The organism is Oceaniovalibus sp. ACAM 378, from assembly GCF_008085915.1.
Lineage (GTDB): Bacteria > Pseudomonadota > Alphaproteobacteria > Rhodobacterales > Rhodobacteraceae > Oceaniglobus.
The window spans coordinates 290,576-313,892 of record NZ_VSJK01000002.1 but is presented as its reverse complement, the minus strand read 5'-3'; the positions used below and the strand labels follow the sequence as shown (position 1 = coordinate 313,892).

Here is a 23,317-nt window from a genome sequence, read left to right as displayed (position 1 = left end):
TGGGGATTCAAGGTCACTGCCCCACCGCGACAGACCCGCGCTCGGCATCGGGCGGCAACAGAACCGGGCCGATCCGGTCCAGCCCGACAGTCAATTCCGTGCCGACGGCCAGCGGCGAATCGACGTCATCACTGACCGCATAGACCGATCCGAAACCGGCGCTCAGCGTGTATTCCATCCGGCTGCCCACATATGTTGCCTTGATCACCTGCATCGCCATGCCTGTTTCGGCGCCCAGCACCAGACGGGTCGGGCGCACGGCAATCAGGGCCGCACCGGGCTTCAGGCCCCGCGCCGGCAATATATGGACGAAATCGCCGATACGCACGGTTGCGGTGCCGTCCTCGACTGACAGGATCTCGCAGGCGATGATGTTTGCCTCACCGATGAAATCGGCCACGAAGCGGTCGGCAGGCGCATCGTACAATTCGCGCGGTGTGCCAACCTGCGCGATCCCGGCATTGCGCATGACGATGATTTCGTCGGAGACCGCCAGCGCCTCTTCCTGATCGTGGGTGACATAGACCACGGTCAGGCCCAGGTTCTGCTGGATCTCGCGGATCTCTTCACGCACCTGACGGCGCAGTTTCGCATCAAGGTTGGACAGGGGCTCGTCGAACAGCAACACCTGCGGCTCCAGCACCAGAGCACGGGCCACCGCGACGCGCTGCTGCTGCCCGCCCGACAGCTCCGAGGGCAGCCGCGCCCCGTATCCCCTGAGCCCCACAAGCTCCAGCCCCTGCATCGCGCGATCACGGGTTTCAGTCTTGTCGAACCCCGAAAACCCCAGTCCGTAAGACACGTTTTCCATCACCGTCATATGCGGGAACAGGGCATAGGACTGGAACACCATCGAGACATCCCGGTCGGTCGCGGGCAGCAGCGTCACATCCCTGTCGCCGATGAGGATCGAACCGCGCGTTGCCATTTCAAGCCCCGCAATCATCCGCAACGTCGTCGTCTTGCCACAGCCCGACGGACCCAGCAACGTCACCAGCCGGCCTGCTTCGATGGTCAGGTCGATATTATCGACCGCCAGCACATCCTTGCCGTAGACCTTGCTGACATTGCGGAAGGTGACCGAGGCAGCCTTGGCGTTGATTTTCATTCCGGTCCCTCAGACATTGGTGCGCGACTGCGACATGCGCCGGCCGATTTCCGTGCGCCCGACTGCCAGTTGCATCAGCCCGACGACCACCAGCATGACAAAGATCAGCGCAGTAGAGTAAGCGATGGCAAGCCCATAGTCGTTATTCTCGACCCGCCCGATGATATAGCTGGTGGCCATGTCGTATTCCGCCGACACCAGAAAGATCACCGCCGAAATCGCCGTCATTGCCCGCACAAAGCTGTAAACCAGCGCGGCCAGGATCGCGGGCCGGAGCAACGGCAGGATGATCCGGCGGAAGGTCTGCCAGGAATTGGCACCCAGCGTCAGCGAACTTTCATCCAGCGACCGGTCAAGCTGCGACATGCTTGCGATACCCGCACGTACCCCGACCGGCATGTTGCGGAAGATGAAACTGACCACCAGAATGATCCCGGTTCCGGTAATCTCGATCGGCGGGACGTTAAAGGCCAGGATATAGCTGACCCCGATCACCGTGCCCGGGATCGCAAAGCTGAGCATGGTGCCGAATTCAAATGCATTCTTGCCCGCAAAAGACTGGCGCGTCAGCAGATAGGCGGCGATCAGACCGACGGCGGCGGTCAGGGGGGCCGCGATGGCGGCGATTTTTAGCGTCGTCCAGAAACTGTTCCAGGCCGACCCCGACCAGCGGATGCCGCTGTCCTCGATCCGGAAGGCAAAGGCAGTGACATAGTGCTTGAAGGTCAGCGAATTGTTGATGCCCCACAGTTCGACAACCGACCCGTACAGGATCATGCCATAGACGACGACGGTAAAGACCGCCCAGACCGCCGCGACGGCCATCACGGGCACCGCCAAAGCGCGGGGCATATGCGGGTGCACCCCGCTGTCCCCCTTGCCCGACACGGTGGTGTAACTTTTCCGGCCCAGCCAGAACCGCTGAGCATAGAACGCGCCAAGGGTGAAGAACAGCAGCACCATCGCCAACACGGCTGCCTTGCCCTGATCGTATTGCGCGCCAACGATGGCAAAGAAGATCTCGGTCGACAGCACGTCGAAATTCCCGCCAAGCACCAGAGGATTGCCAAAGTCGGCCATGCTTTCGATGAAGCCCAGCAGAAATGCATTGGCCAGACCGGGCCGCATCAACGGCAGCGACACGGTGCGGAACACCTGCCACTTGGAGGCGCGCAGGGTCTGGGCCGCTTCCTCCATCGAGGGCGACACGCCTTCGACCACGCCGATCAGCACCAGAAAGGCGATCGGGGTAAAGGCGAGGGTCTGGGCGATCAGAATGCCGGGCATCCCGTACAGCCAGCGCGTCGGCTGCACGCCGAGGGCATCGGAGACGAAAACCGTCACCGAGCCCGACAGCCCGAACAAAAGGATTAGCGCCAGCCCGATGACAAAGGGTGGCGTGATGATCGGCAGCACGGTCAGCGCCCTGAGCACGCGTTTGTAACGAAACCCCGAACGGGTGACGACCAGCGCAAAGACCAGCCCCAGAGCGGTGGTGAAAAATGCCACCAGAACGGCGAGAAACAGCGAATTCCACGCCACCCCGCACCGCCCGCCCGACAGACAGCCAAGCCCCCACAACCGGTTGTCGAGGAATTTCGCCAGGAAGACGCTGACCGAATATCCGCCGTCCTGGGTGACAAAGGCAGCCGTCAGCATTTTGGCGATGGGGAAGAACACAAAAATGCTGACGATGGTGATAATTCCGGTGATCGACCCGACGACGAAAACATCGCCATTGATCGCACCCCGTGCGGCAATTCCCTGCGCAAAGACGAACAGGAATGACGACGCACACAGCAGCGCCCCATAGCCCATTCCGAACTGCCGGTCTTCCAGATCGCCGAACACCGATGCGGCGAGGTCGAAATTCCAGCCGCGGATCCCGATGGCGAACCCTTGCAAGATCATCCAGCCAAAGCCGAACGCCCCCGCCACAATCAGAATTCTTGCGTGCAATGGGTCACTTTTGGGTCGCCGCAACACCGCCAGAGGCATCAGCAGCGGCAGGATCAGCGGTGCAAGCCAGGGCTTTTCGCCCTGCGCCAGCAGAAACGCCGCCGGAGCGAGATCGGTGTCAAAGGGATATCCGTCTGACAACCAGCCGAATTCAAAGAAATCCTCGATCCCGTACCAAGGCAGAAGCAGAAAACCGACGCATCCGACCAAAATCCAGAAGATCAGGACCGGATGCGCCACCGGAGCGGAAGCGGATCGGCGCAACGCCACTATTGGGGCAGCACCGAGACCTCATCATCCCATTTCTTCAGCAGCCGCCCCCGTTCGTCGGACGATCCATAGGTCTTGAAGTCGTAATCGATCAGCTTGATCTGCGACATGTCGGGTGCCTTTGGCGATGTTTCGGCCCCCTTGTTCGACGGCACCTGAAACGCATTGACCTGCAACGCCAGATTTTGCGCCTCGGCACTCAGCGCCCAGTCATAGAACTGTTTTGCCTCGTCCATGTTGCGTGAGCCATCGATGATGGACATCGATCCGATCTCGTATCCGGTGCCTTCGCAGGGCGCGACGACCTTGATCGGGAAACCGGCAACGGCCTGTGCCACGGCGTCGTGCAGGAAAACGATTCCGATGGTGTTCTCGCCCAAGCCCGCCGCCTTGATCGGTGCCGATCCGGATTTCGTGTACTGGTTGATATTGGCGTGCAGACCTTTCATGAAGTCGAACCCGCCTTCTTCGCCGAACAGCTGCACCATCGTGGCCAGCGTGGTATAGGCGGTGCCCGATGAATTCGGGTTCGCCATCTGCACATGGCCTTTATATTCAGGCTTGAGCAGATCCTCCCAGCAGGCCGGCTCTGGCAGGTTGTTCGCCGCCAGCAGATCGCTGTTGTAACCATAGCCCAGAGCGCCGGAATAGATGCCGATTGTCCGGTTGCCCGCACTTTCCGCCTGTGAAATTGCCCAAGGATGCAACTGGTCGCGCATGGGCGAGATATATTCCGCCGTCAGCCCCTCTTCGGCGGCCTGAAGATGCGGATCGCCTGTGCCGCCCCACCAGACATCGCCCTTGGGGTTTGCCGACTCGGCCTTGATCTGGGCAAACGTCTCGCCCGATGATTTGCGCGTCATCGCGACATCGATTCCAGTGGCGTCCTGAAAACTGTTCGCCATCAATTGGCACCAGTCCTCTTGTGCCGAGCAATAAAACGTCAGCTTGGCAGCCTGCGCCGTGCCTGCCGCTGCAAACGCCAGCACCGATGCGCCGAGAAATGTCTTGATCGAAATCATGTCTGTCCCTCCCTGGACCATCTGTTTGCTACAGATTTGTCGTCAAAGGTTAGGAAGCCATGCGCAGTCTGGCAAATGATTTCGACATATCGCCCGCCCCGGCATGCTGTCAGATGATCGCGCCACGCACCTTGGCCGACACCCATTCCGAGATCACCACCGCCGCCAGAATCACCAGCAGGATCAGCGACACCTGCGGCCACGCCAGCACGTTCAGCGACGAAGAAAGCTGCAATCCGATCCCCCCGGCGCCAACCAGCCCCAGAACCGTCGATTCGCGGATGTTGATATCCCAGCGGAACACGGCGATCCCGGCAAGAGCGGGCAGAATCTGCGGCACGATGCCGTAAGCCATGACCTGCCACCGGGACGCGCCGGTGGCGGTAATCGCCTCGACCTGGGATTCGTCGATCTCCTCGATCGCCTCATACAACAGCTTGGCGCAGAACCCGATCGACCGGATCGCGATGGCCACCACCCCGGCAAACACGCCCGGCCCAATGATCGCGATCAGCAACAGCGCCCAGATCAGAGCATTGATCGACCGGGTTGCGACGATGATCAGCAGCGCGATCGGCCGGATCAGAAGGACCGAAGGCGTGGTGTTGCGCGCGGCCAGAAATGCCACCGGAATTGCCAATATCAGCGCGATGATCGTGCCCAGAGTCGCGATGTTCAGCGTGTCCCAGATCGGGCGGCCCAGTTGGGTGATATACTCCCATTTGGGCGGTGTGGCGCGCGACCAGATATCGCCCGCGATGGTTGGTGCGTCCCAAACGAAATACCATGTGGTGACCGCCGAAATCCGTTGCCAGCACAGGGCAAAGATGGTGATTCCGATCAGCCACAGGATCCAGTGGAACAGGCTTTCCCGACCACTGCGCCGCTTCCACAGTGTCTGACCTTCGCGTTCGGACACCGGCATTACTGGACCCTCGCGCGGATCACGCCCGACAGATATTCCATCGCCATCACGATCACGATGATGATCAGCAGGATCGCGGCCGCGGTATCGTATTCATACCGGTCAAAGGCGGTGTTCAGGGTGGCGCCGATGCCGCCCGCCCCAACCAGACCCAGAATTGCACTTTCGCGAAAATTGATGTCGATACGATATATCGCCAACCCGATCAGCCGGGGCATCACCTGCGGCTGCACGCCATAGTTGATCCATTGCAACCAGCGCGCGCCGCTGGCGCGGACCGCTTCGGATTGAACCTTGTCCATGCTTTCGATGTCTTCGGCCAGAAGTTTGCTCAGGAAACCGATGGTCGCAAAGGACAGGGTCAGGAACCCGGCCAGCGGTCCGAAACCAAAGATCGCAACCAGCAGGATCGCGACGATGATTTCCTGCAGCGACCGACTGATCGCGATGATCGCCCGACAAGTCACATAGACCGGCAGCGGCGCAATGTTGCGTGCCGCACCGAGCGCGATGGGAATCGAAATCGCAATGCCAACGACCGAGGCGACCACGGTCATGATGATGCTTTCCAGCATCCCTCCCCAGATATCGCTGGACCGGGTGGTGAAATCCGGGCTGGCGAAGGCCAGCACGAACTGCTTGCCCCGTTCAAGCCCGTCATAGACCCGCGACCAGTTGACCTCGATCGTCAGGACCGCCGCGATCAGATAGGCGGCGAAACCGAGGATCAGCATCCAGCGCAGGCCCGCACGTTTAATGAACGGCGGTTTGCGCCAGGGTTTGCCCAGCAGTGTGGCCAGTTCTGTGTCGGGGCTGGGGGAGGTCGGATTGCTCATCAGGCGGCCTCGTCCTCGTCGTCCTCGACCTTGGCGATGGTGGCTTCCCAGTCCTCTTCGCCATAGATCGTGGTCAGAACATCGGGTGTCAGGGCGTCAGGCGGGCCGTCGAATTCGACGGCACCCAATCGCAGTCCGATCACCCGCTGAACGAACATCTGCGCCAGCGCCACGTCATGAATGTTGATGATCGCCGCAAGTCCGCGTTCGCGGCACAACTCGCAGATCAGCCGCATGATCTGCCGGCTGGTCTTGGGGTCAAGCGATGCCGTCGGCTCGTCGACCAGCAACAGCGCCGGATTCTGAATCAGCGCCCGGCAGATTCCCACCCTTTGGCGTTGCCCACCCGAAAGTTCGTCGGCGCGTTTGTCAGCCATATGGGCCAACCCGACACGGTCGAGCAGTCGAAACGCCTCGTCCACGTCAGATTGCGGAAAACGGCGCAGGAAGCTGCGCCAGAACCCGACATAGCCCAACCGCCCGGACAGAACATTTTCCATCACCGTCAGACGTTCGACCAGCGCATATTCCTGAAAGATCATCCCCATCCGCCGCCGCTCGCGTCGCAATGCGCCTTGGGACAGAGTGGTCAGTTCGGTTCCGCCGAGATAAATCTTGCCCGAGGTCGGTTCCACCAGACGGTTGATGCACCGGATCAGGGTGGATTTGCCCGCGCCCGAAGGCCCGATCAGCGCCAGAACCTGACCTTCGGGGATCTCCAGATCCACCGATTTCAACGCCTGATCACCGGTCTTGTAGGTTTTCACCAGCTTTTCAAGCCGCAGCATGGAGCCCCCTTGGCCGGGTGTGTTTTCGTGCATGTCAAAATGGCGCGGAGGCCCCGCAGGGCCACCGCACAGCCCGCTTATCCGCAGGAATAGCTGACATCATTGGCCGCATCGATCTTGCGGATCACGTTCCAGAAATCCTTATAGTTGATTTCGATGAACTTGGCCTCGCCGCCCTTGCCGAACTCTTCTTCCAGGGTCGAGCCTGCCCATTCGAATGAAAAGAACGCGTTGCGGATCTTGTCCTGCAATTCGGGCGCGAGGTTGTACACGACACCGTATCCCGTGGTCGGAAAGGTCTCGGATTTGTACAGTGATACGATCTGATCGGCCTTGACCACGTCGCGGCCGATCATCCGGGTCAGGACGGTATTGGCGATGGCGGCCGCCGGATAATCCTTGTTCGCCACGCCAAGGATCGAATTGTCGTGCTTGCCCGAAAATACCGGTTCAAAGTCCCGGTCGGCCTCCAGATCATAGTCCGCCTTGAGGATGGCACTGGGTGCCTTGAACCCCGAGTTCGAGGTGGGGGCGGTAAAGGCAAGCTTCTTGCCCTTGATGTCTTCCATCTTTTCGATGCCCGACCCGGGGTAGGTGATGATCTCCATCTCATAGCCGAAGGCGCCGTCTTCGGCGGCCATGATGGTGAACGGACGGAAGCCGGCACAGTTTACGGCCAGCGGGTTTGAACCGGTGTTGAAGCCGGCAATGTGCAGGCGACCGGAACGCATCGCCTCGATCTGGGCGGCGTTGTTCTGCACCGGGAAAAACACGATCTTCTTGCCGGTTTCGGTTTCAAGGTGGGTCAGGAAATCCTCCCATGCCGTCTTGTAAACGGCGGGATCTTCAACTGGCGTATAGGCAAAAATCAATGTGTCGGGGTCGAGCAGTTGTGCCGGATCGGTGGGCACGTCTGCAATCAGATCACCGTCGACATCGCAGAACCGTTCGTCAAGCGTGCCGCGTTCGCAATCCTGCGCAAGGGCGGGCGCGGCAAGGAACAGCGCAAGGCCGATCGCGGCGCCGGACAAGAATGTAGTGTTGATTTGCATGGTGTTTCCTCCTTGTTGTCCAAACGCTAGTGGCAAAGTTATGTGACAGATAGATGAAATCGCGCACCGCCCGGCGTTTTTGATCCGTGAGAAGCCAAGGAAAAACGCAAAAAGCCGCCGCAGTTTCCTGCGACGGCTTTGGTAACTGTATGGGTAGCGCAGAAAAATCAGTTCTGGGCGTAGTATTCGATAACCAGATTCGGTTCCATCTGCACCGGATAGGGCACGTCGCCCAGACCCGGGATCCGCACGAAAGTGCAGGTCATCTTGGAGTGGTCGACCTCGATATAATCGGGCACGTCACGTTCGGCCAGACCGACAGCTTCCAGCACAACGGCCAGTTGCTTGGACTTCTGGCGCACTTCGATCAGATCGCCTTCTTTCACGCGATAGGACGGAATGTTCACGCGCTGGCCGTTCACGGTGACATGACCGTGGTTGACGAACTGGCGGGCGGCAAAGACGGTGGCGACGAATTTCGCGCGATAGACCACTGCGTCAAGGCGACGCTCGAGCAGGCCGATCAGGTTCTCGCCGGTGTCGCCGCGAACCCGCTCGGCAGCCACGAAGATACCCTTGAACTGCTTTTCGGTCAGGTCGCCGTAATAACCCTTCAATTTCTGCTTGGCGCGCAGCTGCAGGCCAAAGTCGGAAACCTTGCCCTTGCGGCGCTGGCCGTGCTGGCCGGGGCCATATTCACGGCGGTTCACCGGGGACTTCGGACGGCCCCAGATGTTTTCGCCCATGCGGCGGTCAATTTTGTACTTGGCAGAGGTGCGTTTGGTCACCGTCTGATCTCCTTCTTTGCGGCCCTTGCGGGCAGGAAGGGCGTTGTCCTTTGGGGTAACCCCGACAGGCATCCCCTTGCGGGGGCCACCAACACCAATAAATCGTGCCCTAGGCAAGGCACAGGCAGGCGTCTTACCCTTGTGACCGCCAGTGTCAAGGGGATCAGCCGCCGATCGTCCGATGGAGCTGTCGCGAACGACCGCGCGCCTCATGCATCAGGATCGCCGCCTCGGATGTGGTCAGCATCCGCCGCGCCGGATCGCCGAAGGCCTGCGGATCGTCGCGCAGCCTTGGGTCGGCGGCAAAAAGCCCGTCGCGCTGATCGCCGGGGATCGTTTCAAGACTGGTGTGGCCGGGGTGAAAGCTTTCGGTGGCCACACCGTTGGCCCAGACCACGTGATGTGCGGCCAGCATGATGTGATAATAGGTCACCCTGCGCACGCCGTGAACCTGGGCGATGGTCCGGTCGTTCACCATATCCGCGGCGGTCACCAGCACCTCGGAGGTGTTGAACAGCGCCTGCGCCATGTCGCCACGCACAAGAATCCGGTGGCGGGGCGAAACGATCAGGTCGGGTGACGGACGGTGCAACCCAAGCGCATCGGTACGGATCCGGATCGGGCGCAGTTCGGGCAATGCGAACATCCGCGCCCCCGACAGATGTCTGTGGCCTACCCACTGCACCGGCTGGACACCGCCATCCCGGGTATCGATCATATCGCCGGGGATGAGCGTTTCGACCGCCCGGTTCCCCTTGGGGGTACGCAACAGCGTGCCTTCGGTGAAACAGATCACACCGGTCGGCTGCTCGGTGCTGCGGTTCACGCCGTCACTGTTCTCCAGACATTGGGTGACCCACAGATCGCAGTTGGAGGGCGGCATCCGCCCAAGAAACAGCAGCAAGGGGCGCGCGGTTTCAGCCAGATCGATCAACGTGATCGGATAGGAATCGCGCCCGTCGGTGACAATGAAGAACCGGTCGAACATCGGTTCGTCGCGATCCACATCATGGCTGTGCTGCGGCGCCAGAGCCGGGCCAACCAGACGGCGCACCGTCCGCGCTGCGCGTTTGCGCATTTCCGCTTCGCCTTCCGGGCCGTTCAGAACAAGAACGTCATTCGGACCGTCTACCCGCACGGGTGACCCCTGCCAGCGCCAAGTGACACCGACATCGAGGGCCGAAATCGGTGCCCCCGCCAAACCGTCTATCTCTGTTTGCGACCAGGAAACGACGAACGTGCCTACAAAGCCCGCCATCCTGCTCAAACCTGCCAATCGTTTATTATTGATAGCAACTTAGCAGACGAGCATCTTTCCGCCTATTATTCAGGCACCGGTTGCGGCTGGAAACCCGGGGCGTTGCAGCAAACCCACAAGGCCCCATGGGTTGTGGTCAGCCGCCCGAATCAGCGCCCATGTTGCGCCATGTCAGCGCCGGTTCGCCCTTTTCCCCGTCGTAATCCCGCCCGCCGACCAGCGCGGCCTTGATTTCCGACGGCGCAGTCGCGCGAGTTAATCGCCCGGTAGAAAACCCTAACGCGATCAGGCCCGTCGCCACAGCGGTTGCCGCCGAGGTGCCCGAGAATTCGCAAAAGAAGCTGGTGAACTCATAGGCCACCGGCGCGCCATCCGGCCCCGGCGTGTCGCGCCAGACCTTTGCATAGGGCGAGGTGGAATACCCCGGACGCCCCGCCACATCTGTCGAGATCAGGGTTTCGACGGCCATCATCTGTGCGCCTGCCCGGTCAAACAGCCGGCGCGCATCGGTGCCGGGCAGCTCCGCGAACGGGTCCAGCCGGTAAAGATCGCGATCGGCCACCGGCCCGTCCCCCGACAGCGCGAACAACGTCACCGGATGATGGCTGTCCCCGCCAGCGGAATATCCGGCGCGCCTCCCATCCGAAGTACAGGCACCCACGGCAACGATACCATTGTCGTCCGCTGCCAGATTGGCCGGATAGGACAGCATCCCATCCGCCGCATTGCCTGCCGCACAAAGGATCAGCCGACGCTGGGACACATCAAGGATCAGCGCCTTCAGTTCGGTCCAGCGCGTCAGCAAGTCCGGATCGGACGGCAACGCCTCGTCCCCCATGGCAGTCTGGCCGGCCGGCACCTTGCCAGTGGCTGGCGGCTCGGCGTCGACCATGGCCACCCCGGCCAAAGTCGGGTCGGGAATCGAGGCGGCGAACGCAATCACATCCGCGCCGATCAGATCAGCATAGATCAGCGCGGCGCACATTTGGTCCGGGAACGGCAGGGCGGATGTCGAAATCGGCACAATCTCGCAGAACGGATCGATCCCGGCATAGGGCAGCGCGGCACCGGTTTCACCCGCCTCGCGTGGATCGGGCGACAGGCGCGCTGGACGGTGCAGCCAGACGTTATCAACCGGACGCGCGCCGATCAGCCCGGCCATCGAAGTGCCATGACCCGAAAACGCGCTGGACGCCGCCGCGCGGTAACCGTCCTGTGTCTCATGCGCCCGCCCCAGATCGCGTAGGAACCGGTCGCGCAGGGCATCGCCCTGCCCCGCCCCGGCGGCGGCCGCGGCGATCACTTCGGCCCGCGCCGGAGCCTCAGCCCCGGTCAAATCGTCTTGTGGCACAGTGAAAACGCCGAAATCGCGCGCCGCGAGATCGATCATCCGCGCCCGGTCGATCGCGGGGGCAAGACAGGGGTGGGTCCAGTCGACCGACGTGTCGATCAGCGCCACCCGGGTCTTGCGCCCGCCGCTTTGAACCGCATTCCAGGCATCGGGACTGGCAAATCGGTGAAGATCGGTGACGACGCCCAACCTCTCAAGATGCCAGAGCGCGTGATACTCGGGATAGCTGCCGCCGTGGCGCGGCTCGCTCCCTGCGGAATTCCCGGTTGTGCTTGTCATATCTGTGCCCTCTTTCAGTCGCGCCATTCTTCGCTGGTTCGGATCATCTGTTCTGCAACCACCTGTTCCAGCACCGGCAGGAACAGCCGCGCCAGATCGAACCCCGCACGGGTATCGGACGGAAAATGTATTCCGGCCCATTCGCGGTTGTGCGCGATCCGCATTGCGCGACGGAACAGTTCGGGGTTGCCCGGGTGTTCGGGCACCGCGCGGGCGAAGATCTGCGCGATGGCCATCGATTGGAACGCATGGTTCGAAGGATAGGACGGATGCGCGGGGTTCGGGATGAACGGACGCAGCGACGGCTCCAGCATGTTGGGCCGGATCGCGTGCCACCGATCCTTGTAGCGCAACCCGATTTCTTCACACAGGCCCGCAACCAACACGAACAGGCGCATGGTCTGGTGAAACCCGGTGTCGCCGTTGATCCCCAAGGGGGCAAGATAGGACGACAGTTCAAGATCACGCTCGGTCAGGATTTCGTCGCGGCGGCCCGCCTCGGCCTCGGTTTTCAGCGCGGCCTGAAGTTTGAACATATGTGGAATTTCAGTGCGGAGTTCGGCGCGCGACGGCGGTGGGGCCAGCGGCAAGTCGATCCAGAGCGGGCGCAGATCGTGCAGCTTTTCACGCTCCTGCCAGGGGGCAAGCATGCTGTAGAACGCGGCATCCAATGAATCGCTGCTTCCCCGGTTGCCGCGATTGCCCCTGTTGCCCCGGTTCCCACGATTCCCACGATTCCCTCTGTTGCCACGGTTGCCCCGATTTCCACGGTTGCCGCGGTTCAGCACTCCCATGAACGACAGGGGCGATGCCGCCGCGCTGCGTGACAGGGCCAATTGCGAGGCGGTCATCTGTGCAGCGCCGGGTTGCGTCGCCCCCATTTGCCCGATTGGCGCATCGGCCATGGCCGGAACCGAATCCAGCGTGATTGTGTCGGCCCGAACCCGCAACCTCCAGCGTTGCAGGATCGAAAGGTCAAAATCTCTGGTTTCGGTCATGGTCATTCACTCCCCGTTTCCATTGTGGTCTTACCTTACGGCAATCCGGCCATTATCAAACCCTTTCGCAATTCTTCGGGCACACCGGCATTCGCCAGTTTCAGCAATCCCTGAGTACTGCGAAGGGTGGTAAAGTCCGGGTCCAGCCGCAGAATACGCTGTGCCATCTGTTCAGCCTCGGCCCGCCGCCCCATCAGACCCAGCCCGGCGGTCACATAGCGCAGCGCGGCCGAAAACTCTGGCTTTCGCGCCAGCGCACGGCGGCCATATTGCACGGCGGCGTCCAGATCGCCCTCGGCATGGGCCACCATCGACAATGTGGTGTCATAGGCATAGCGCAGCGGGCTGAACCGACCCAGCGCCATCGCCCGCCCGGCGGCAAGACGGGCAGCGGCGTGATTGCCCCGCGCGTTCTGGAACAGCGCCAGATGATCCCAGGCCAACGCCTGTGCCGGTGCGACTTCGACCGCACGGGTCAGCAGATCGCCCGCCAGTTCGTTTTCGTCCGTGAGATAAAACAGCGCATAGCCCGCCGTCGTCAGAAACAATCCGTTGAACGCTCCGGCATTCAGACCTTCCCGGGTCAGCGCGGTCACATCGGCACTGCGCGCGACGGCATGGCCCCAGCTTTCGCCCACATGGAAGGTCTCAAGATAACACAGCAGGCCCAGATGCACCGGATCACCGGTTTCGTCCCAGGCCGACTGCAACAACAGCCCGGCCCGCTCCAGCGCATCCGGTGACAGGGTGAACATCATGTTCAGCGATTGATAGGGCGCGTGCAGAGCGCTGCGCGACAGGTCGGCGTTGGGCAGGATGCTGACCGCCAGTTGTTCGATGGCCCGGCTGATGAATTCAGCCACCTTCGGCTCGTGCACCTCAACCATTTCGGCGCTGTCACAGACGACCCGTTGATCCCAAAGCGAGCGCCGGGTCGCGGTCTCGATCACTTTCAGGGTCAATCGGACGCTTTCACCCTGCGTGCGGACATGAAGCTGCAACAGATGCGCGGCCCCCCGCCCGGCCGGATCGGTAAAACCATGGCGGATACCGTCGCGATAGTCATAGATGTCGGCGCCGCACAACTCTCGGGCGCTGGCGCCGATGGCATCCAGCACGTCGTCGCATTGCTGTTCCAGATTTGGGGTGATCCCGTCACCGACCACCATCAGCAACCCCAGTCCAATCCGCGCCTCTGGCAGTTTTACCTGCACCCGGGGCTCTTGATCCGGTGTGATGACGTGATGTTTCGTAACCTCGGCCGGCAGCTTTGGGCGGACGGGTACGGTTTCGGCCTGATCGACGAAATCATCCCATGCGCTGCGCTCCACACGCAGCCAGTCTTCGAAGACTTCGCGATCGGCGCCCCCCAGATCGATCCCTTCCAGCAGGTCGGGCATCCGCCCTGATCCCGGCAACGGGACCTCTTGATTGCGATAGGCAACCGTGTCAATCCACAAAGCCGCGCAGTTCAGGCTGACCGATTGCGGATCAATCCGCAGGATGTCATCGCCCAGTGGCGCCAGTTCGGATTTCAGTGTCGACAAAGCCGTCCGCAACGAACCGGCGGCGCGTGCACCCGGGTGCGCGCCCCAGAACATATCCTGCAGAGTCACCCGTGACCGGCTGCCGCGCTCGGACAGGGCCAGAACCGCAAACAGCGCCTTGCGCAACACTCCGGCAGGCGTGCAATCGCGCCCATCGGCCGTCTGCACCCGCAGCGGCCCCAGAAGGTAAACGAGACCGCCCGGAGAACGTTCGGGGGTCATCCGCGTTTGTTCCGCCACCTCTATCGCACCAATCCTGTTCCACGGGGCTGGCGGTCGCCCGGTGCGGGCCGTCCGGTCCAACCCAATAAAAACAGTAGCAGGTGTGCGATTCGGTGCAAGGTGGCCGACACCCTGCCCGCGCAATGGCGCATCGGCGGGGAGGCCCTGGGAAGGGTGCCAGCTTTCCTTGCCCGGCAAGACCGTCACATCGCGCCCGTCCGCACGGGATTACGGAATTCGGCGTGACTGTGGCTTTGCCGGGAAGTTATCGGCTGCCCGTCCGGTCGGGACGGACAGCCGGAGCACCGGGGCACGGCGGAAATGCCGTATTGCCCGTGAAATCGGGCCTCCCGATGGACGTCACTGTCAACACGCCCGCAATGAATGGACCAAAAGCGGACAGAACGTGTGCCAGCCTGCAAAGCAGCAAGTCTGACTTTGGTACAGGACACAGCTTTCGAAGGGCGATGACCATTGCGACGGCGATTGGAACAGGAACGTGCCGCCGCGATCATCGTGTTACTTCCCGTATTGCCGATATCCGGTAAGCTGACCTTGGGTCACCAGCGTTAACGGATCATCAATTCAACCTAGGGGCGAAATACCGGCGCGAGCGCCGAAAAGATTCAAACAAACAATTCAGTTTTTTAACTTATTTTTAAGGGATTTACGAATGTTCGCTCGAATCGCCATTTGCACGAATCACCCGAATACCGGGCCATTCCTTCCGTTCACAAAGTGGCGCAACGCTTGAACGCCGCGCCATCTCTGCTTTTTTAAGTGTTCAGTCCCGGCAACTGCAATGATTTCGCGTTTCTCGGATGTTCAGGAATCGACACTGACGGCAGGGTGATGGATTTTGACCCGTCCAAGATTGCCGTGAAAAAGGCCGCAATGCAGCGGTCTGCGCACAGCTTTCTGTTGGCCAGCCGACAAAGTTCGGACGTTCGGCAACCACCGCCTTTGCCCGGGCTGAGGATTTCGAACAGGTGATCGACGGCACCTGACAGGGTTCCGTCAAAGTATCCGGTAATTCAGAATGCGGAACGGGCGGCAGTGATACTGCCGCCCGCACCGTTTCAGCCGGGTTGCCCCTGCCGGGTGAGCCTTACTTTGCGCCCCATGCCTGGGGGTAGTTGTCCATGCTTTCGCAGCCACACATGGAATAGTGCAGCGGCGGCATGGCCGGATTCGCGAATTCTGCCAGAGTGTCCTGAGTGATTGCCGGTTGCGGCAGAACCCACTCGGGCGCCGGGACTTCGCCACCTTCGATGACCCGCGCGGCGGCGATCACAGCCGTGCGCCACTGATAGGTCGGATAGGTCGGCGCGATGGCCGTCATGCCTTCGTCCTGCCACTTGCGCAGGAAATCCTGCTGATCTTCGCCGACGAATACGGGGATTTCAAAACCCGAATCCTCGAAGGCCTCGATCGCGGCAACGGCGGTGGCGCCGGCATCCATCCAGACGGCATCGATCTTGCCGCGCATGAGATAGTCTTCGACGATGGATTTGGTCTTGGCATTGTCACCATCGGTGAATTCGACCCCGACGACATTCATTCCGGCTTCGTCAAGAATGCGACGTCCGGCGGAATAGCGGGTTTCCAGCACGTCGACACCCGGCAAGATGCGGAGCATCAGCACGTTGGAACCTTCGTCCACATTGCCTTTGATGAACTCGGCGCCCTGAATGCCAAAACCATAACCGCCGACCGGATGCACGAAAGTCACCGGGCAATCCGTATTCACGCCACGGTCAAACACAATGACCGGCATCGCGGCGCAAGCCTTTTCAACGGCGGGCGTCAAAGCTGCGGTCGTGTTGGGCGATACGATCATCACATCGCATTTGCCGCCCGCGATCAGGTCATTGATGTCGGCGATCTGCTTGTCGTCCGACCCTTCGGCATCCACGTGGATGAATTCGCCGATGGAGTCGTGCAGCTTTGCCTCTTCGGTCATGTTGGTAAAGCCGACCACGCGCCAGGGGTTGTTTACCGCTGCGTTGGAAAAGCAGACGGTCGCCGGCTCTCCGCCGCCCAGACCGGGGGCTGTGGTCATGCTGTCGCCGATATACTGCAGCCAGGGCTGGCCTTCGGGACCGTTGGGTGGGGCGGACAGTTGCTCTTGCTGTTTGGCAAACTCATCCGGATCGTTGAAATTCTGGGCATTCACCGGGCTCAGGCAAAGCGCCAGCGCGGTTGCAGCCGTGGTCGTCAAGATGACCTGTTTCATGGGTTTCCTCCCTTTGGGGTGTGTTCATGGGCGCTTGCTCCTGGCGCCTGTCAGGTTCCCGTCCGTGTCCTTCGGTGCATCGCAAGCGCGACGGCTGCGATCAGGATAAGACCTTGCACCACCTGCCGGACGGGTTGCGGCAGGCCGAGGAAGTTCAAAAGGGTGAAGATGGCAGTCAGCGCCAGCGCCCCACCGATGGCAGCGGGCACAGAGCCGCGCCCACCCAAAAGCTGCGCACCGCCCAGAACGGCGGCGGTGATCGCCTGCAACTCGTATCCGGTGCCCACATCGGTCGACACACCGGCAAAGCCACCCAGCAAGATCCCCGCAACAGCCGCCGACAGCCCCGAGATCATGAAAGCGGCGATCCGCACACGATTGACCGGCACGCCGCCCAGTCGCGCGGCCAGAGGGTTGTCACCGATGGCATGCAGAAGACGGCCCAGATTGGTCCGGTGCATCGCCCAGGCAAGCAGTCCACCAATCACCACGAGCACGATCACCGAGATCGGAATAAACCGCACCAGCGGCACATCACGAATCAACTCGCGCCCGAAAAACCGGAACGAATCGGGGAGGTATCCGCGCGGCGCACCACCTGACCACATGAAGGCCACACCGTTCAGCGTGATCATCATGCCAAGGGTGGCAATCAGCGATGGCACCCGCAGGAAGCAGACGACCATTCCATTGATCGCCCCAATGCCCAGCCCCATCGCCAGCATCAGCGGGATGACCCAATAGGTCGCCGCGGGATCATTGTTGGTCAGCATCGACGCGCCGACCACCACAAGGCTGATCAGCGACCCGACCGACAGATCGAACCCGCCCGAAACGATCACAAAGACCTGACCCGCCGCAAGAATCGCCAGAGGTGCCGCGCGTTTGAGGAAGTTCATATAGCCCGTCGGCTCGATGAACCCCGGGTTCATGAAAACGATCCCGACAATCAGCACCGCCAGCAATCCCCAGACGGGATTGAAGTCAAACGGTTTGCGCGACCGGCGCGCCGATGACGTTGCGGACGGGGTTGTTGCCTTGCCGGTCATGCGACGATCCTTTTTGAGCGAAGGGCATAAAAGGCGACAGCCGCGATGATGATCACCCCGCGCATGACCTGTTTGGCAAAACTGTCGACCCCGGCAATGTTGAAGACCGAGTCGATGAGCGAAAAGATCATCATACCCGCCATCGTGCCCCAGACTCCGCCGCGCCCTCCAGCCAGAACCGTGCCGCCGATCACGACGACCGCGATGCTTTCAAGGTCATAAACCCCGTCGGCCCCGATCCAGGGCGCGCCAGACCGCAACCGGCTGGCAAGGTACAGACCGGCAACCGTGGCACAGAGCGAACAGATCACATGGGCCAGAACAACGACGCGCCCGGTCTTGATCCCGGCAAAACGCGCCGCTTCTTCGTTGCCGCCGACAGCATAGATATCGGACCCGAGTTTGGTAAACCGCAGCATCCCCCAGGCGGCAATGGCCAGCAGCACCAGAAACACCAACGCAAACGGCACCCCCGCGATTTGCCCGTAGGCAAAGATCTGAAACTCGGGCGGCACCGAACCCGCGAAATTCGACACAAAGGCCGACAGGCAACCCTGGATTATCAGGCTCATCCCCAGCGTCGCGATCAGCGGATTGACCTTCAGCCCGGTCACGACCAGCCCGTTAAGAACTCCGACAAATCCGCCAAGGACAAGGGCGGCGACGATGGCAGGAAGGATCATCGCCGGTGAGCCATCCATCACGACCGAAGCAAGCACCGCTGTGGCCGAAATCAGGCTGGCGACGCTCAGATCGATTGAGGCCACAAGGATCACGAATGTCTGACCGATGGCGGTGATGCCCAGCGCGATGGAACGGCCAAGAATCGCGATCAGGTTTTCCAGCGACAGATACTGGGTCTGGTCCGTCGCCACCGCGATTGCGATGTAGAGCACCGATGCAAGGGCCAGCAGGATCACGGGGGCCCACTTTTCAAAACGAAACCCGGGTTTGACCGGGCGGATACCCTCGGGCGCGCTCATGCTGCGTCCTTTGCGTCGTCGGTGGCGGCGTGCATGATATCGCGCTCGGACGCGCCGCGCGGGAATTCGGCGGTGATCCGCCCCGCCTGCATCACCACGATACGGTCAGCGGCACCAATCACTTCGGGCAGGTCGGAGGAAATCATCAAGATCCCCGCACCTTCGCGGGCAAGATCGCGCATCAGGTGATAGATCCCCGCCTTGGCATTCACGTCGATGCCCCGCGTCGGTTCGATAAAGATCAGCAGCTTGGGGTTCATCGACAGCCAGCGAGCGACGATGGCCTTTTGCTGGTTGCCGCCCGAAAGCCCGCGGATTTCCTGATCATAGGAGGCCGCGCGGATATCCATCCGATCCAGCAGATCGTCGATCCGTGTGAGATCGGCATTCGCATTGCGCTTGTGGCTGGCCCAAAGCGGCGCAAAGGCGCGCGGCGTCAGCATGCCGTTGTCGCGCACCGACTGCATCAGAACGAGCCCTTCCTTCTTGCGGTCGCCGGGCAACAGGCCGATGCCTGCGATGATCGCCTCGCGCGCCGAGCGAAAACGGGCGGGTTTACCGTCAAGCACCACTTCGCCTTCGGTAAACGGCTCTTCGCCGAACAGGGCCATGGCAAGGGCCACGCGGCCTGCACCCTGAATCCCCGCAAGCCCGACGATTTCACCGGCGCGGACCGTCAGGGCGATATCCTTCAGTCGGGCATTTCCACCGCCCGTCACGGTCAACACCGGCGCGCCCAGTTCCGCCTCGGTTGCCTCACGCGCATAGAAATCGGCGATGTCGCGCCCCACCATGGCGCGCACGATGGCGTCCGGTTCGGGAACATGATCGAACCGCGCGGCCACTTCGCCGTCTTTCAAAACGGTCACGCGATCCGCCAGACGGGTAATTTCGCGCATCCGGTGGGTGATATAGATAATCGCAGCGCCGCGTTCCCGCAGCCTGTCCACGGTTTCGAAAAGCTCGGCACATTCGGTATCGTTCAGGGCGGCGGTCGGTTCGTCCATGACGATCACCTGCGCATCCAGCGACACCGCCTTGGCAATCTCGACCATCTGCTGGGTGGCAACATCAAGTTCGCCGACCAATCTGTCCGGATCGATCCGCGCACCGGACGAAAAAAGATCAAGCACCCGGCGGGTTTCACGACGCATTGCCGCCTCGTCGATCAATCCGAAACGCCCACGCGGTTCGCGGCCCAGAAACAGGTTCTGCGCAACGGTCCGTTCGGGCAGCAGCGAAAACTCCTGATAGATCACCGATATTCCGGCAAGCAGTGACTGCACGGGATGGGTGAAATGCACCGGCTTACCCGCCAACCGCACCTCGCCGCCATCCGCCTGATAGACCCCCGAGAGGATTTTGATCAGCGTCGATTTTCCGGCACCGTTTTCACCGACAAGCGCCTGCACCTCGCCTGCGCGCACGTCAAAACTGACGTCGGACAGCGCCTTCACGCCCGGAAACACCTTGGTGATTGCCTGCATCTCGATGACCGGAGTGCTCATGCGGCGGCCCATGCGTTGCGGATGAAATCGTGGGATTCAGTAAACAAAGTATCGAAATCGGGAAACAGCGGCCGCCAGACCCGCGTGGCCGCAGCCAGTTCCGGCACGCCCGCGCCGAAGGCTTCCAGCACGACAGGACCATCGAAACCCTGTTGCTTGACGACAGCAAAGACGGCAGCAAAATCGATCTGACCGCGCCCGGGAATGCCACGGTCATTCTCGGAAATATGCAGCACGTGCATCTTGTCGCCCAGCGCCGCAATCGCCGCGCCCTGATCCTGTTCCTCGATATTGGCGTGAAATGTGTCGTACATGATGCCAAAAGCGGGGTGATCCACTGCCTTTGCGTAGGTGGTGGCCTGCTCCATCGTGTTCAGGAAATAGGTTTCGAACCGGTTCAGCGGTTCCAGCGCAAGGCGATATCCGTTGCGCGCCGCGCGCTCGGCCATGGCATGGTGCGCCTCGGCACCCCGAGCGATCTCGTCATTTGTCGGCCCGATACCGGTGAAATACCCGATTGGCGCATGAAACGGTCCGCCGATGGTTTCTGACCCCAGCGCCTCGGCGCAATCCTGAATCCAGTCCAGATGCGCCCGGCCCCGTTTGCGGTTGTCGGGATCGGCGGAAAGCGGGTTTGCGTCCGGGTCGGGGATAATCGAAGTTTGCGCGCGACCAAGGCCCAGATCGGCAAGCCGTTTGCCCAGCCATTCGAAATGATCCGGCGTGCCGTGCATTACTGGCACTTCCACATGATCATAGCCGCATTCGGCAATCCGCTCGAGATGCGGCAGCGTCGATTCATCGATATGGCCGCCGAGACAAAGAAGATTGATCCCAAGCTTCATGGCTGTGTCCACGCGCTGTTATTTTCTGACGACGCCACACAGGCGGTGACGAAACGCATCCCTGCGATCCCATCCGCAATGCCGGGCAAGACGGCATCGCTTACGCCCGAGCGGAGCATGGCGGCGGTATCGGCATAGATGTTGGCGAAGGCCTCGAGATATCCTTCGGGATGGCCCGGCGGGACGCGCGAGGCGTCGATTGCCACCTGTTCCGCACCGGCCCCCATACGCGACAGCCGGCGTGTAGGCTCACCATGGGGGGTGAACCACAATTCGTTCGGGTGCTCCTGAAACCATTCCAGACCGCCCTTGTCGCCGAACACTTTGACCGACAGGCCGTTTTCCTGCCCCGGCGCAATCTGGCTGCACATCAGCGTTCCGCGCATACCCCCGGCAAAGCGCAACAGCACATGGGCGTTGTCATCCAGTTTACGGCCCGGAACAAAGCTCTGAATATCGGCGGCAAGGCTTTCAACCTGCTGTCCGGTGATGAACCCGGCAAGGTTGTGGGCATGGGTGCCAATATCGCCAAGCGCACCACCTGCACCGGCACGGGCCGGATCAGTGCGCCATTCGGCCTGTTTGCTGCCCTGCGCCTCAACCGCTTCGGTCATCCAGTTCTGAAGATATGCCACATGCACCAGCCGCAACTGTCCAAGATCGCCCCGCGCCACCATCGCACGGGCCTGTCTGACCATCGGATAGCCGGTGTAATTATGGGTCAGGATGAACTGTGCGCTGCTGGCGCGCGCGGCCTGCTCCAAAGCCTCGGCCTCGGGCAATGTCGCCGTCAGGGGTTTGTCACAGATGACGTGAATGCCGCGCTTGAGAAACTCGGTCGCAGCGGGTGCGTGCAGGTGGTTTGGCGTGACAATGGAAACCGCCTCGATCCCGTCCTCGCGCTGTGACTCGGCCTCGGCCATTTCGGCAAAGCTGTCATAGCTGCGTGCCGGATCCAGCCCAAGCGCCACGGTACTTTCGCGCGACCGATCCGGATCAGAGGACAGCGCGCCCGCGACAAGGGTGAAATGCCCGTCCATCCGCGCCGCGATCCGGTGCACCGCGCCGATAAACGCCCCGGTGCCACCGCCGACCATGCCAAGCCTGACTGGTTCCATCGTTCAAATCCCCAGCATTTTAAGGTTTGCGGCTTGATCGACCCCGCCGTCTGCGAAATCGTCAAATGCCTTGTCCGTCACACGGATGATGTGATCGCGTACAAAGGCGGCGCCTTCGCGGGCGCCGTCTTCGGGGTGTTTCAGGCAGCATTCCCATTCAACTACCGCCCAGCCGTCAAACCCGATGGCGGTGAGTTTTGAGAACACCGCACCGAAATCGACCTGCCCGTCGCCAAGGCTGCGGAACCGTCCGGCGCGATCCACCCAAGGCTGAAAGCCGCCATAGACACCCTGCCGCCCCGTCGGGTTGAATTCGGCGTCCTTGACGTGAAACATCCCGATCCGTTCGCCGTAGATGTCGATGTTGTCGAGATAATCGAGACATTGCAGAACATAATGCGACGGATCGTACAGCATCTTGGCCCGCTCATGCCCGTCGACCCGTTCCAGAAACATCTCGAATGTCACGCCGTCATGCAGATCTTCGCCGGGATGGATCTCATAGCAAAGATCGATGCCGTTCTCCCCGGCTTGATCCAAAAGCGGGTGCCAGCGCTTTGCCAGCTCGTCAAACGCGGCCTCCACCAGACCTGCAGGGCGTTGCGGCCATGGATAGAGGTAAGGCCAGGCCAACGCGCCGGAAAATGTCCCCAGCGCGGTCAGCCCCATGTTGCGCGATGCCTTGATCGCCAGCCCCACCTGATGGACCGCCCAGGCCTGTCGCGCCGCCGGATCGCCCCGGACCGAAGCAGTCGCAAAGCCGTCAAAGGCAATGTCATAGGCGGGATGAACCGCGACCAACTGGCCTTGCAGGTGGGCCGAAAGCTCGGTCACCACGATGGCATTCTGCGCGGCAACCCCAATGATTTCGTCGCAGTAATCTTTTGAAGACGCGGCCTTCGCGAGGTCGAACAGCCTTTCGTCCCAGCTGGGAAGCTGAACACCGACATAGCCACACGCGGCGGCCCATTCGGTGATCCCCTGCCAACTGTTGAACGGTGCCTCGTCACTTGCGAACTGCGCAAGGAAAAGCGCCGGGCCCTTCATCGTTTTCATCTGTCCCCCCTTCACATCGGCATAGCGTTTGATCGCCGATGTCTAGTAATCGATTACATCATACCGTATATTGAAATCAATACAAATTTGTAATCGATTACGCGCAACTAAATTGCGGA

Annotated in this window: 20 protein-coding genes; 1 reads left to right on the top strand and 19 read right to left on the bottom strand. The window is 61.3% G+C overall.

The genetic code is table 11. From position 1 onward, the window contains the following. Positions 1-13: 13 nt before the first annotated feature. The 12 genes from FQ320_RS03465 to FQ320_RS03410 form a co-directional block, all read right to left on the bottom strand. Positions 14-1,108 carry an ABC transporter ATP-binding protein gene (locus FQ320_RS03465; protein ID WP_148470058.1) on the bottom strand — a complete coding sequence of 365 codons (1,095 nt, stop codon included), beginning with the start codon at positions 1,106-1,108 and terminating at the stop codon, positions 14-16. 9 nt (positions 1,109-1,117) lie between these two features. Next, a complete protein-coding gene (locus FQ320_RS03460) occupies positions 1,118-3,307 on the bottom strand; it encodes an iron ABC transporter permease (protein WP_255509350.1) in 2,190 nt (729 codons plus the stop codon). Positions 3,308-3,336: 29 nt separating this feature from the next. Next, a complete protein-coding gene (locus FQ320_RS03455) occupies positions 3,337-4,359 on the bottom strand; it encodes an ABC transporter substrate-binding protein (protein ID WP_148470056.1) in 1,023 nt (340 codons plus the stop codon). A 109-nt stretch (positions 4,360-4,468) separates the two neighbouring features. Next, positions 4,469-5,284 carry a phosphonate ABC transporter, permease protein PhnE gene (gene phnE, locus FQ320_RS03450; protein ID WP_148470055.1) on the bottom strand — a complete coding sequence of 272 codons (816 nt, stop codon included), beginning with the start codon at positions 5,282-5,284 and terminating at the stop codon, positions 4,469-4,471. Then, the gene (gene phnE, locus FQ320_RS03445; RefSeq protein WP_148470053.1) at positions 5,284-6,120 is read right to left on the bottom strand and encodes a phosphonate ABC transporter, permease protein PhnE; all 837 of its coding nucleotides are present in this window, start codon (positions 6,118-6,120) and stop codon (positions 5,284-5,286) included. The genes phnE (FQ320_RS03450) and phnE (FQ320_RS03445) overlap by 1 nt, the downstream gene beginning before the upstream one ends. Continuing rightward, positions 6,120-6,908 carry a phosphonate ABC transporter ATP-binding protein gene (phnC, locus tag FQ320_RS03440; RefSeq protein WP_148470051.1) on the bottom strand — a complete coding sequence of 263 codons (789 nt, stop codon included), beginning with the start codon at positions 6,906-6,908 and terminating at the stop codon, positions 6,120-6,122. The genes phnE (FQ320_RS03445) and phnC overlap by 1 nt, the downstream gene beginning before the upstream one ends. Positions 6,909-6,985: 77 nt before the next feature. Beyond that, a complete protein-coding gene (phnD, locus tag FQ320_RS03435) occupies positions 6,986-7,960 on the bottom strand; it encodes a phosphate/phosphite/phosphonate ABC transporter substrate-binding protein (RefSeq protein WP_148470049.1) in 975 nt (324 codons plus the stop codon). 167 nt (positions 7,961-8,127) lie between these two features. After that, positions 8,128-8,748: a 30S ribosomal protein S4 gene (gene rpsD, locus FQ320_RS03430; RefSeq protein WP_148470047.1), complete on the bottom strand. Its 621-nt coding sequence runs from the start codon at positions 8,746-8,748 to the stop codon at positions 8,128-8,130. 163 nt (positions 8,749-8,911) lie between these two features. Then, positions 8,912-10,006 (bottom strand): Hint domain-containing protein, encoded by a 1,095-nt coding sequence (locus tag FQ320_RS03425; RefSeq protein ID WP_148470045.1) that lies wholly within the window; start codon positions 10,004-10,006, stop codon positions 8,912-8,914. 136 nt (positions 10,007-10,142) lie between these two features. Beyond that, a complete protein-coding gene (locus FQ320_RS03420; RefSeq protein ID WP_187393759.1) occupies positions 10,143-11,636 on the bottom strand; it encodes a S8 family serine peptidase in 1,494 nt (497 codons plus the stop codon). A gap of 14 nt (positions 11,637-11,650) precedes the next feature. Continuing rightward, positions 11,651-12,634: a phosphatase PAP2 family protein gene (locus tag FQ320_RS03415; RefSeq protein WP_148470041.1), complete on the bottom strand. Its 984-nt coding sequence runs from the start codon at positions 12,632-12,634 to the stop codon at positions 11,651-11,653. Positions 12,635-12,669: 35 nt separating this feature from the next. Then, positions 12,670-14,403, bottom strand: a complete 1,734-nt coding sequence (locus tag FQ320_RS03410; RefSeq protein ID WP_148470039.1) for a hypothetical protein — start codon at positions 14,401-14,403, stop codon at positions 12,670-12,672. 780 nt (positions 14,404-15,183) lie between these two features. On the opposite strand from FQ320_RS03410, the gene FQ320_RS26815 reads away from it, so the two are divergent. Beyond that, a complete protein-coding gene (locus FQ320_RS26815) occupies positions 15,184-15,396 on the top strand; it encodes a hypothetical protein (protein ID WP_148470037.1) in 213 nt (70 codons plus the stop codon). A 115-nt stretch (positions 15,397-15,511) separates the two neighbouring features. Here FQ320_RS26815 and FQ320_RS03400 read toward each other — a convergent pair whose 3' ends face one another. From FQ320_RS03400 to FQ320_RS03370, 7 genes are read right to left on the bottom strand one after another with little or no spacing between them, the layout of a single operon-like run. Beyond that, positions 15,512-16,639, bottom strand: a complete 1,128-nt coding sequence (locus FQ320_RS03400; protein ID WP_148470035.1) for a substrate-binding domain-containing protein — start codon at positions 16,637-16,639, stop codon at positions 15,512-15,514. A gap of 50 nt (positions 16,640-16,689) precedes the next feature. Further along, the gene (locus tag FQ320_RS03395) at positions 16,690-17,688 is read right to left on the bottom strand and encodes an ABC transporter permease (RefSeq protein WP_148470033.1); all 999 of its coding nucleotides are present in this window, start codon (positions 17,686-17,688) and stop codon (positions 16,690-16,692) included. Beyond that, positions 17,685-18,671, bottom strand: a complete 987-nt coding sequence (locus FQ320_RS03390; protein WP_148470031.1) for an ABC transporter permease — start codon at positions 18,669-18,671, stop codon at positions 17,685-17,687. Before FQ320_RS03390 ends, FQ320_RS03395 begins: the two co-directional genes overlap by 4 nt. Further along, the gene (locus FQ320_RS03385; protein ID WP_148470029.1) at positions 18,668-20,179 is read right to left on the bottom strand and encodes a sugar ABC transporter ATP-binding protein; all 1,512 of its coding nucleotides are present in this window, start codon (positions 20,177-20,179) and stop codon (positions 18,668-18,670) included. The genes FQ320_RS03390 and FQ320_RS03385 overlap by 4 nt, the downstream gene beginning before the upstream one ends. After that, complete coding sequence (locus tag FQ320_RS03380; protein WP_148470027.1) at positions 20,176-21,024, bottom strand: sugar phosphate isomerase/epimerase; 849 nt, start codon at positions 21,022-21,024, stop codon at positions 20,176-20,178. The genes FQ320_RS03385 and FQ320_RS03380 overlap by 4 nt, the downstream gene beginning before the upstream one ends. Then, the gene (locus FQ320_RS03375) at positions 21,021-22,142 is read right to left on the bottom strand and encodes a Gfo/Idh/MocA family protein (RefSeq protein ID WP_255509349.1); all 1,122 of its coding nucleotides are present in this window, start codon (positions 22,140-22,142) and stop codon (positions 21,021-21,023) included. The genes FQ320_RS03380 and FQ320_RS03375 overlap by 4 nt, the downstream gene beginning before the upstream one ends. Positions 22,143-22,145: 3 nt before the next feature. Continuing rightward, complete coding sequence (locus tag FQ320_RS03370; RefSeq protein WP_148470025.1) at positions 22,146-23,198, bottom strand: sugar phosphate isomerase/epimerase; 1,053 nt, start codon at positions 23,196-23,198, stop codon at positions 22,146-22,148. Positions 23,199-23,317: the final 119 nt, after the last annotated feature.

Bases quoted from the DNA above. Each gene is read 5' to 3' on its own strand.
- FQ320_RS03390 (WP_148470031.1), bottom strand. From the start codon at position 18,671: ATGAGCGCGCCCGAGGGTATCCGCCCGGTCAAACCCGGGTTTCGTTTT.
- phnE (WP_148470055.1), bottom strand. From the start codon at position 5,284: ATGCCGGTGTCCGAACGCGAAGGTCAGACACTGTGGAAGCGGCGCAGT.
- FQ320_RS03375 (WP_255509349.1), bottom strand. From the start codon at position 22,142: ATGGAACCAGTCAGGCTTGGCATGGTCGGCGGTGGCACCGGGGCGTTT.
- FQ320_RS03395 (WP_148470033.1), bottom strand. From the start codon at position 17,688: ATGACCGGCAAGGCAACAACCCCGTCCGCAACGTCATCGGCGCGCCGG.
- FQ320_RS03465 (WP_148470058.1), bottom strand. From the start codon at position 1,108: ATGAAAATCAACGCCAAGGCTGCCTCGGTCACCTTCCGCAATGTCAGC.
- FQ320_RS03425 (WP_148470045.1), bottom strand. From the start codon at position 10,006: ATGGCGGGCTTTGTAGGCACGTTCGTCGTTTCCTGGTCGCAAACAGAG.
- FQ320_RS03410 (WP_148470039.1), bottom strand. From the start codon at position 14,403: ATGACCCCCGAACGTTCTCCGGGCGGTCTCGTTTACCTTCTGGGGCCG.
- FQ320_RS03415 (WP_148470041.1), bottom strand. From the start codon at position 12,634: ATGACCGAAACCAGAGATTTTGACCTTTCGATCCTGCAACGCTGGAGG.
- FQ320_RS03420 (WP_187393759.1), bottom strand. From the start codon at position 11,636: ATGACAAGCACAACCGGGAATTCCGCAGGGAGCGAGCCGCGCCACGGC.
- FQ320_RS03370 (WP_148470025.1), bottom strand. From the start codon at position 23,198: ATGAAAACGATGAAGGGCCCGGCGCTTTTCCTTGCGCAGTTCGCAAGT.
- phnD (WP_148470049.1), bottom strand. From the start codon at position 7,960: ATGCAAATCAACACTACATTCTTGTCCGGCGCCGCGATCGGCCTTGCG.
- phnC (WP_148470051.1), bottom strand. From the start codon at position 6,908: ATGCTGCGGCTTGAAAAGCTGGTGAAAACCTACAAGACCGGTGATCAG.
- FQ320_RS03380 (WP_148470027.1), bottom strand. From the start codon at position 21,024: ATGAAGCTTGGGATCAATCTTCTTTGTCTCGGCGGCCATATCGATGAA.
- FQ320_RS03400 (WP_148470035.1), bottom strand. From the start codon at position 16,639: ATGAAACAGGTCATCTTGACGACCACGGCTGCAACCGCGCTGGCGCTT.
- FQ320_RS03455 (WP_148470056.1), bottom strand. From the start codon at position 4,359: ATGATTTCGATCAAGACATTTCTCGGCGCATCGGTGCTGGCGTTTGCA.
- FQ320_RS03385 (WP_148470029.1), bottom strand. From the start codon at position 20,179: ATGAGCACTCCGGTCATCGAGATGCAGGCAATCACCAAGGTGTTTCCG.
- phnE (WP_148470053.1), bottom strand. From the start codon at position 6,120: ATGAGCAATCCGACCTCCCCCAGCCCCGACACAGAACTGGCCACACTG.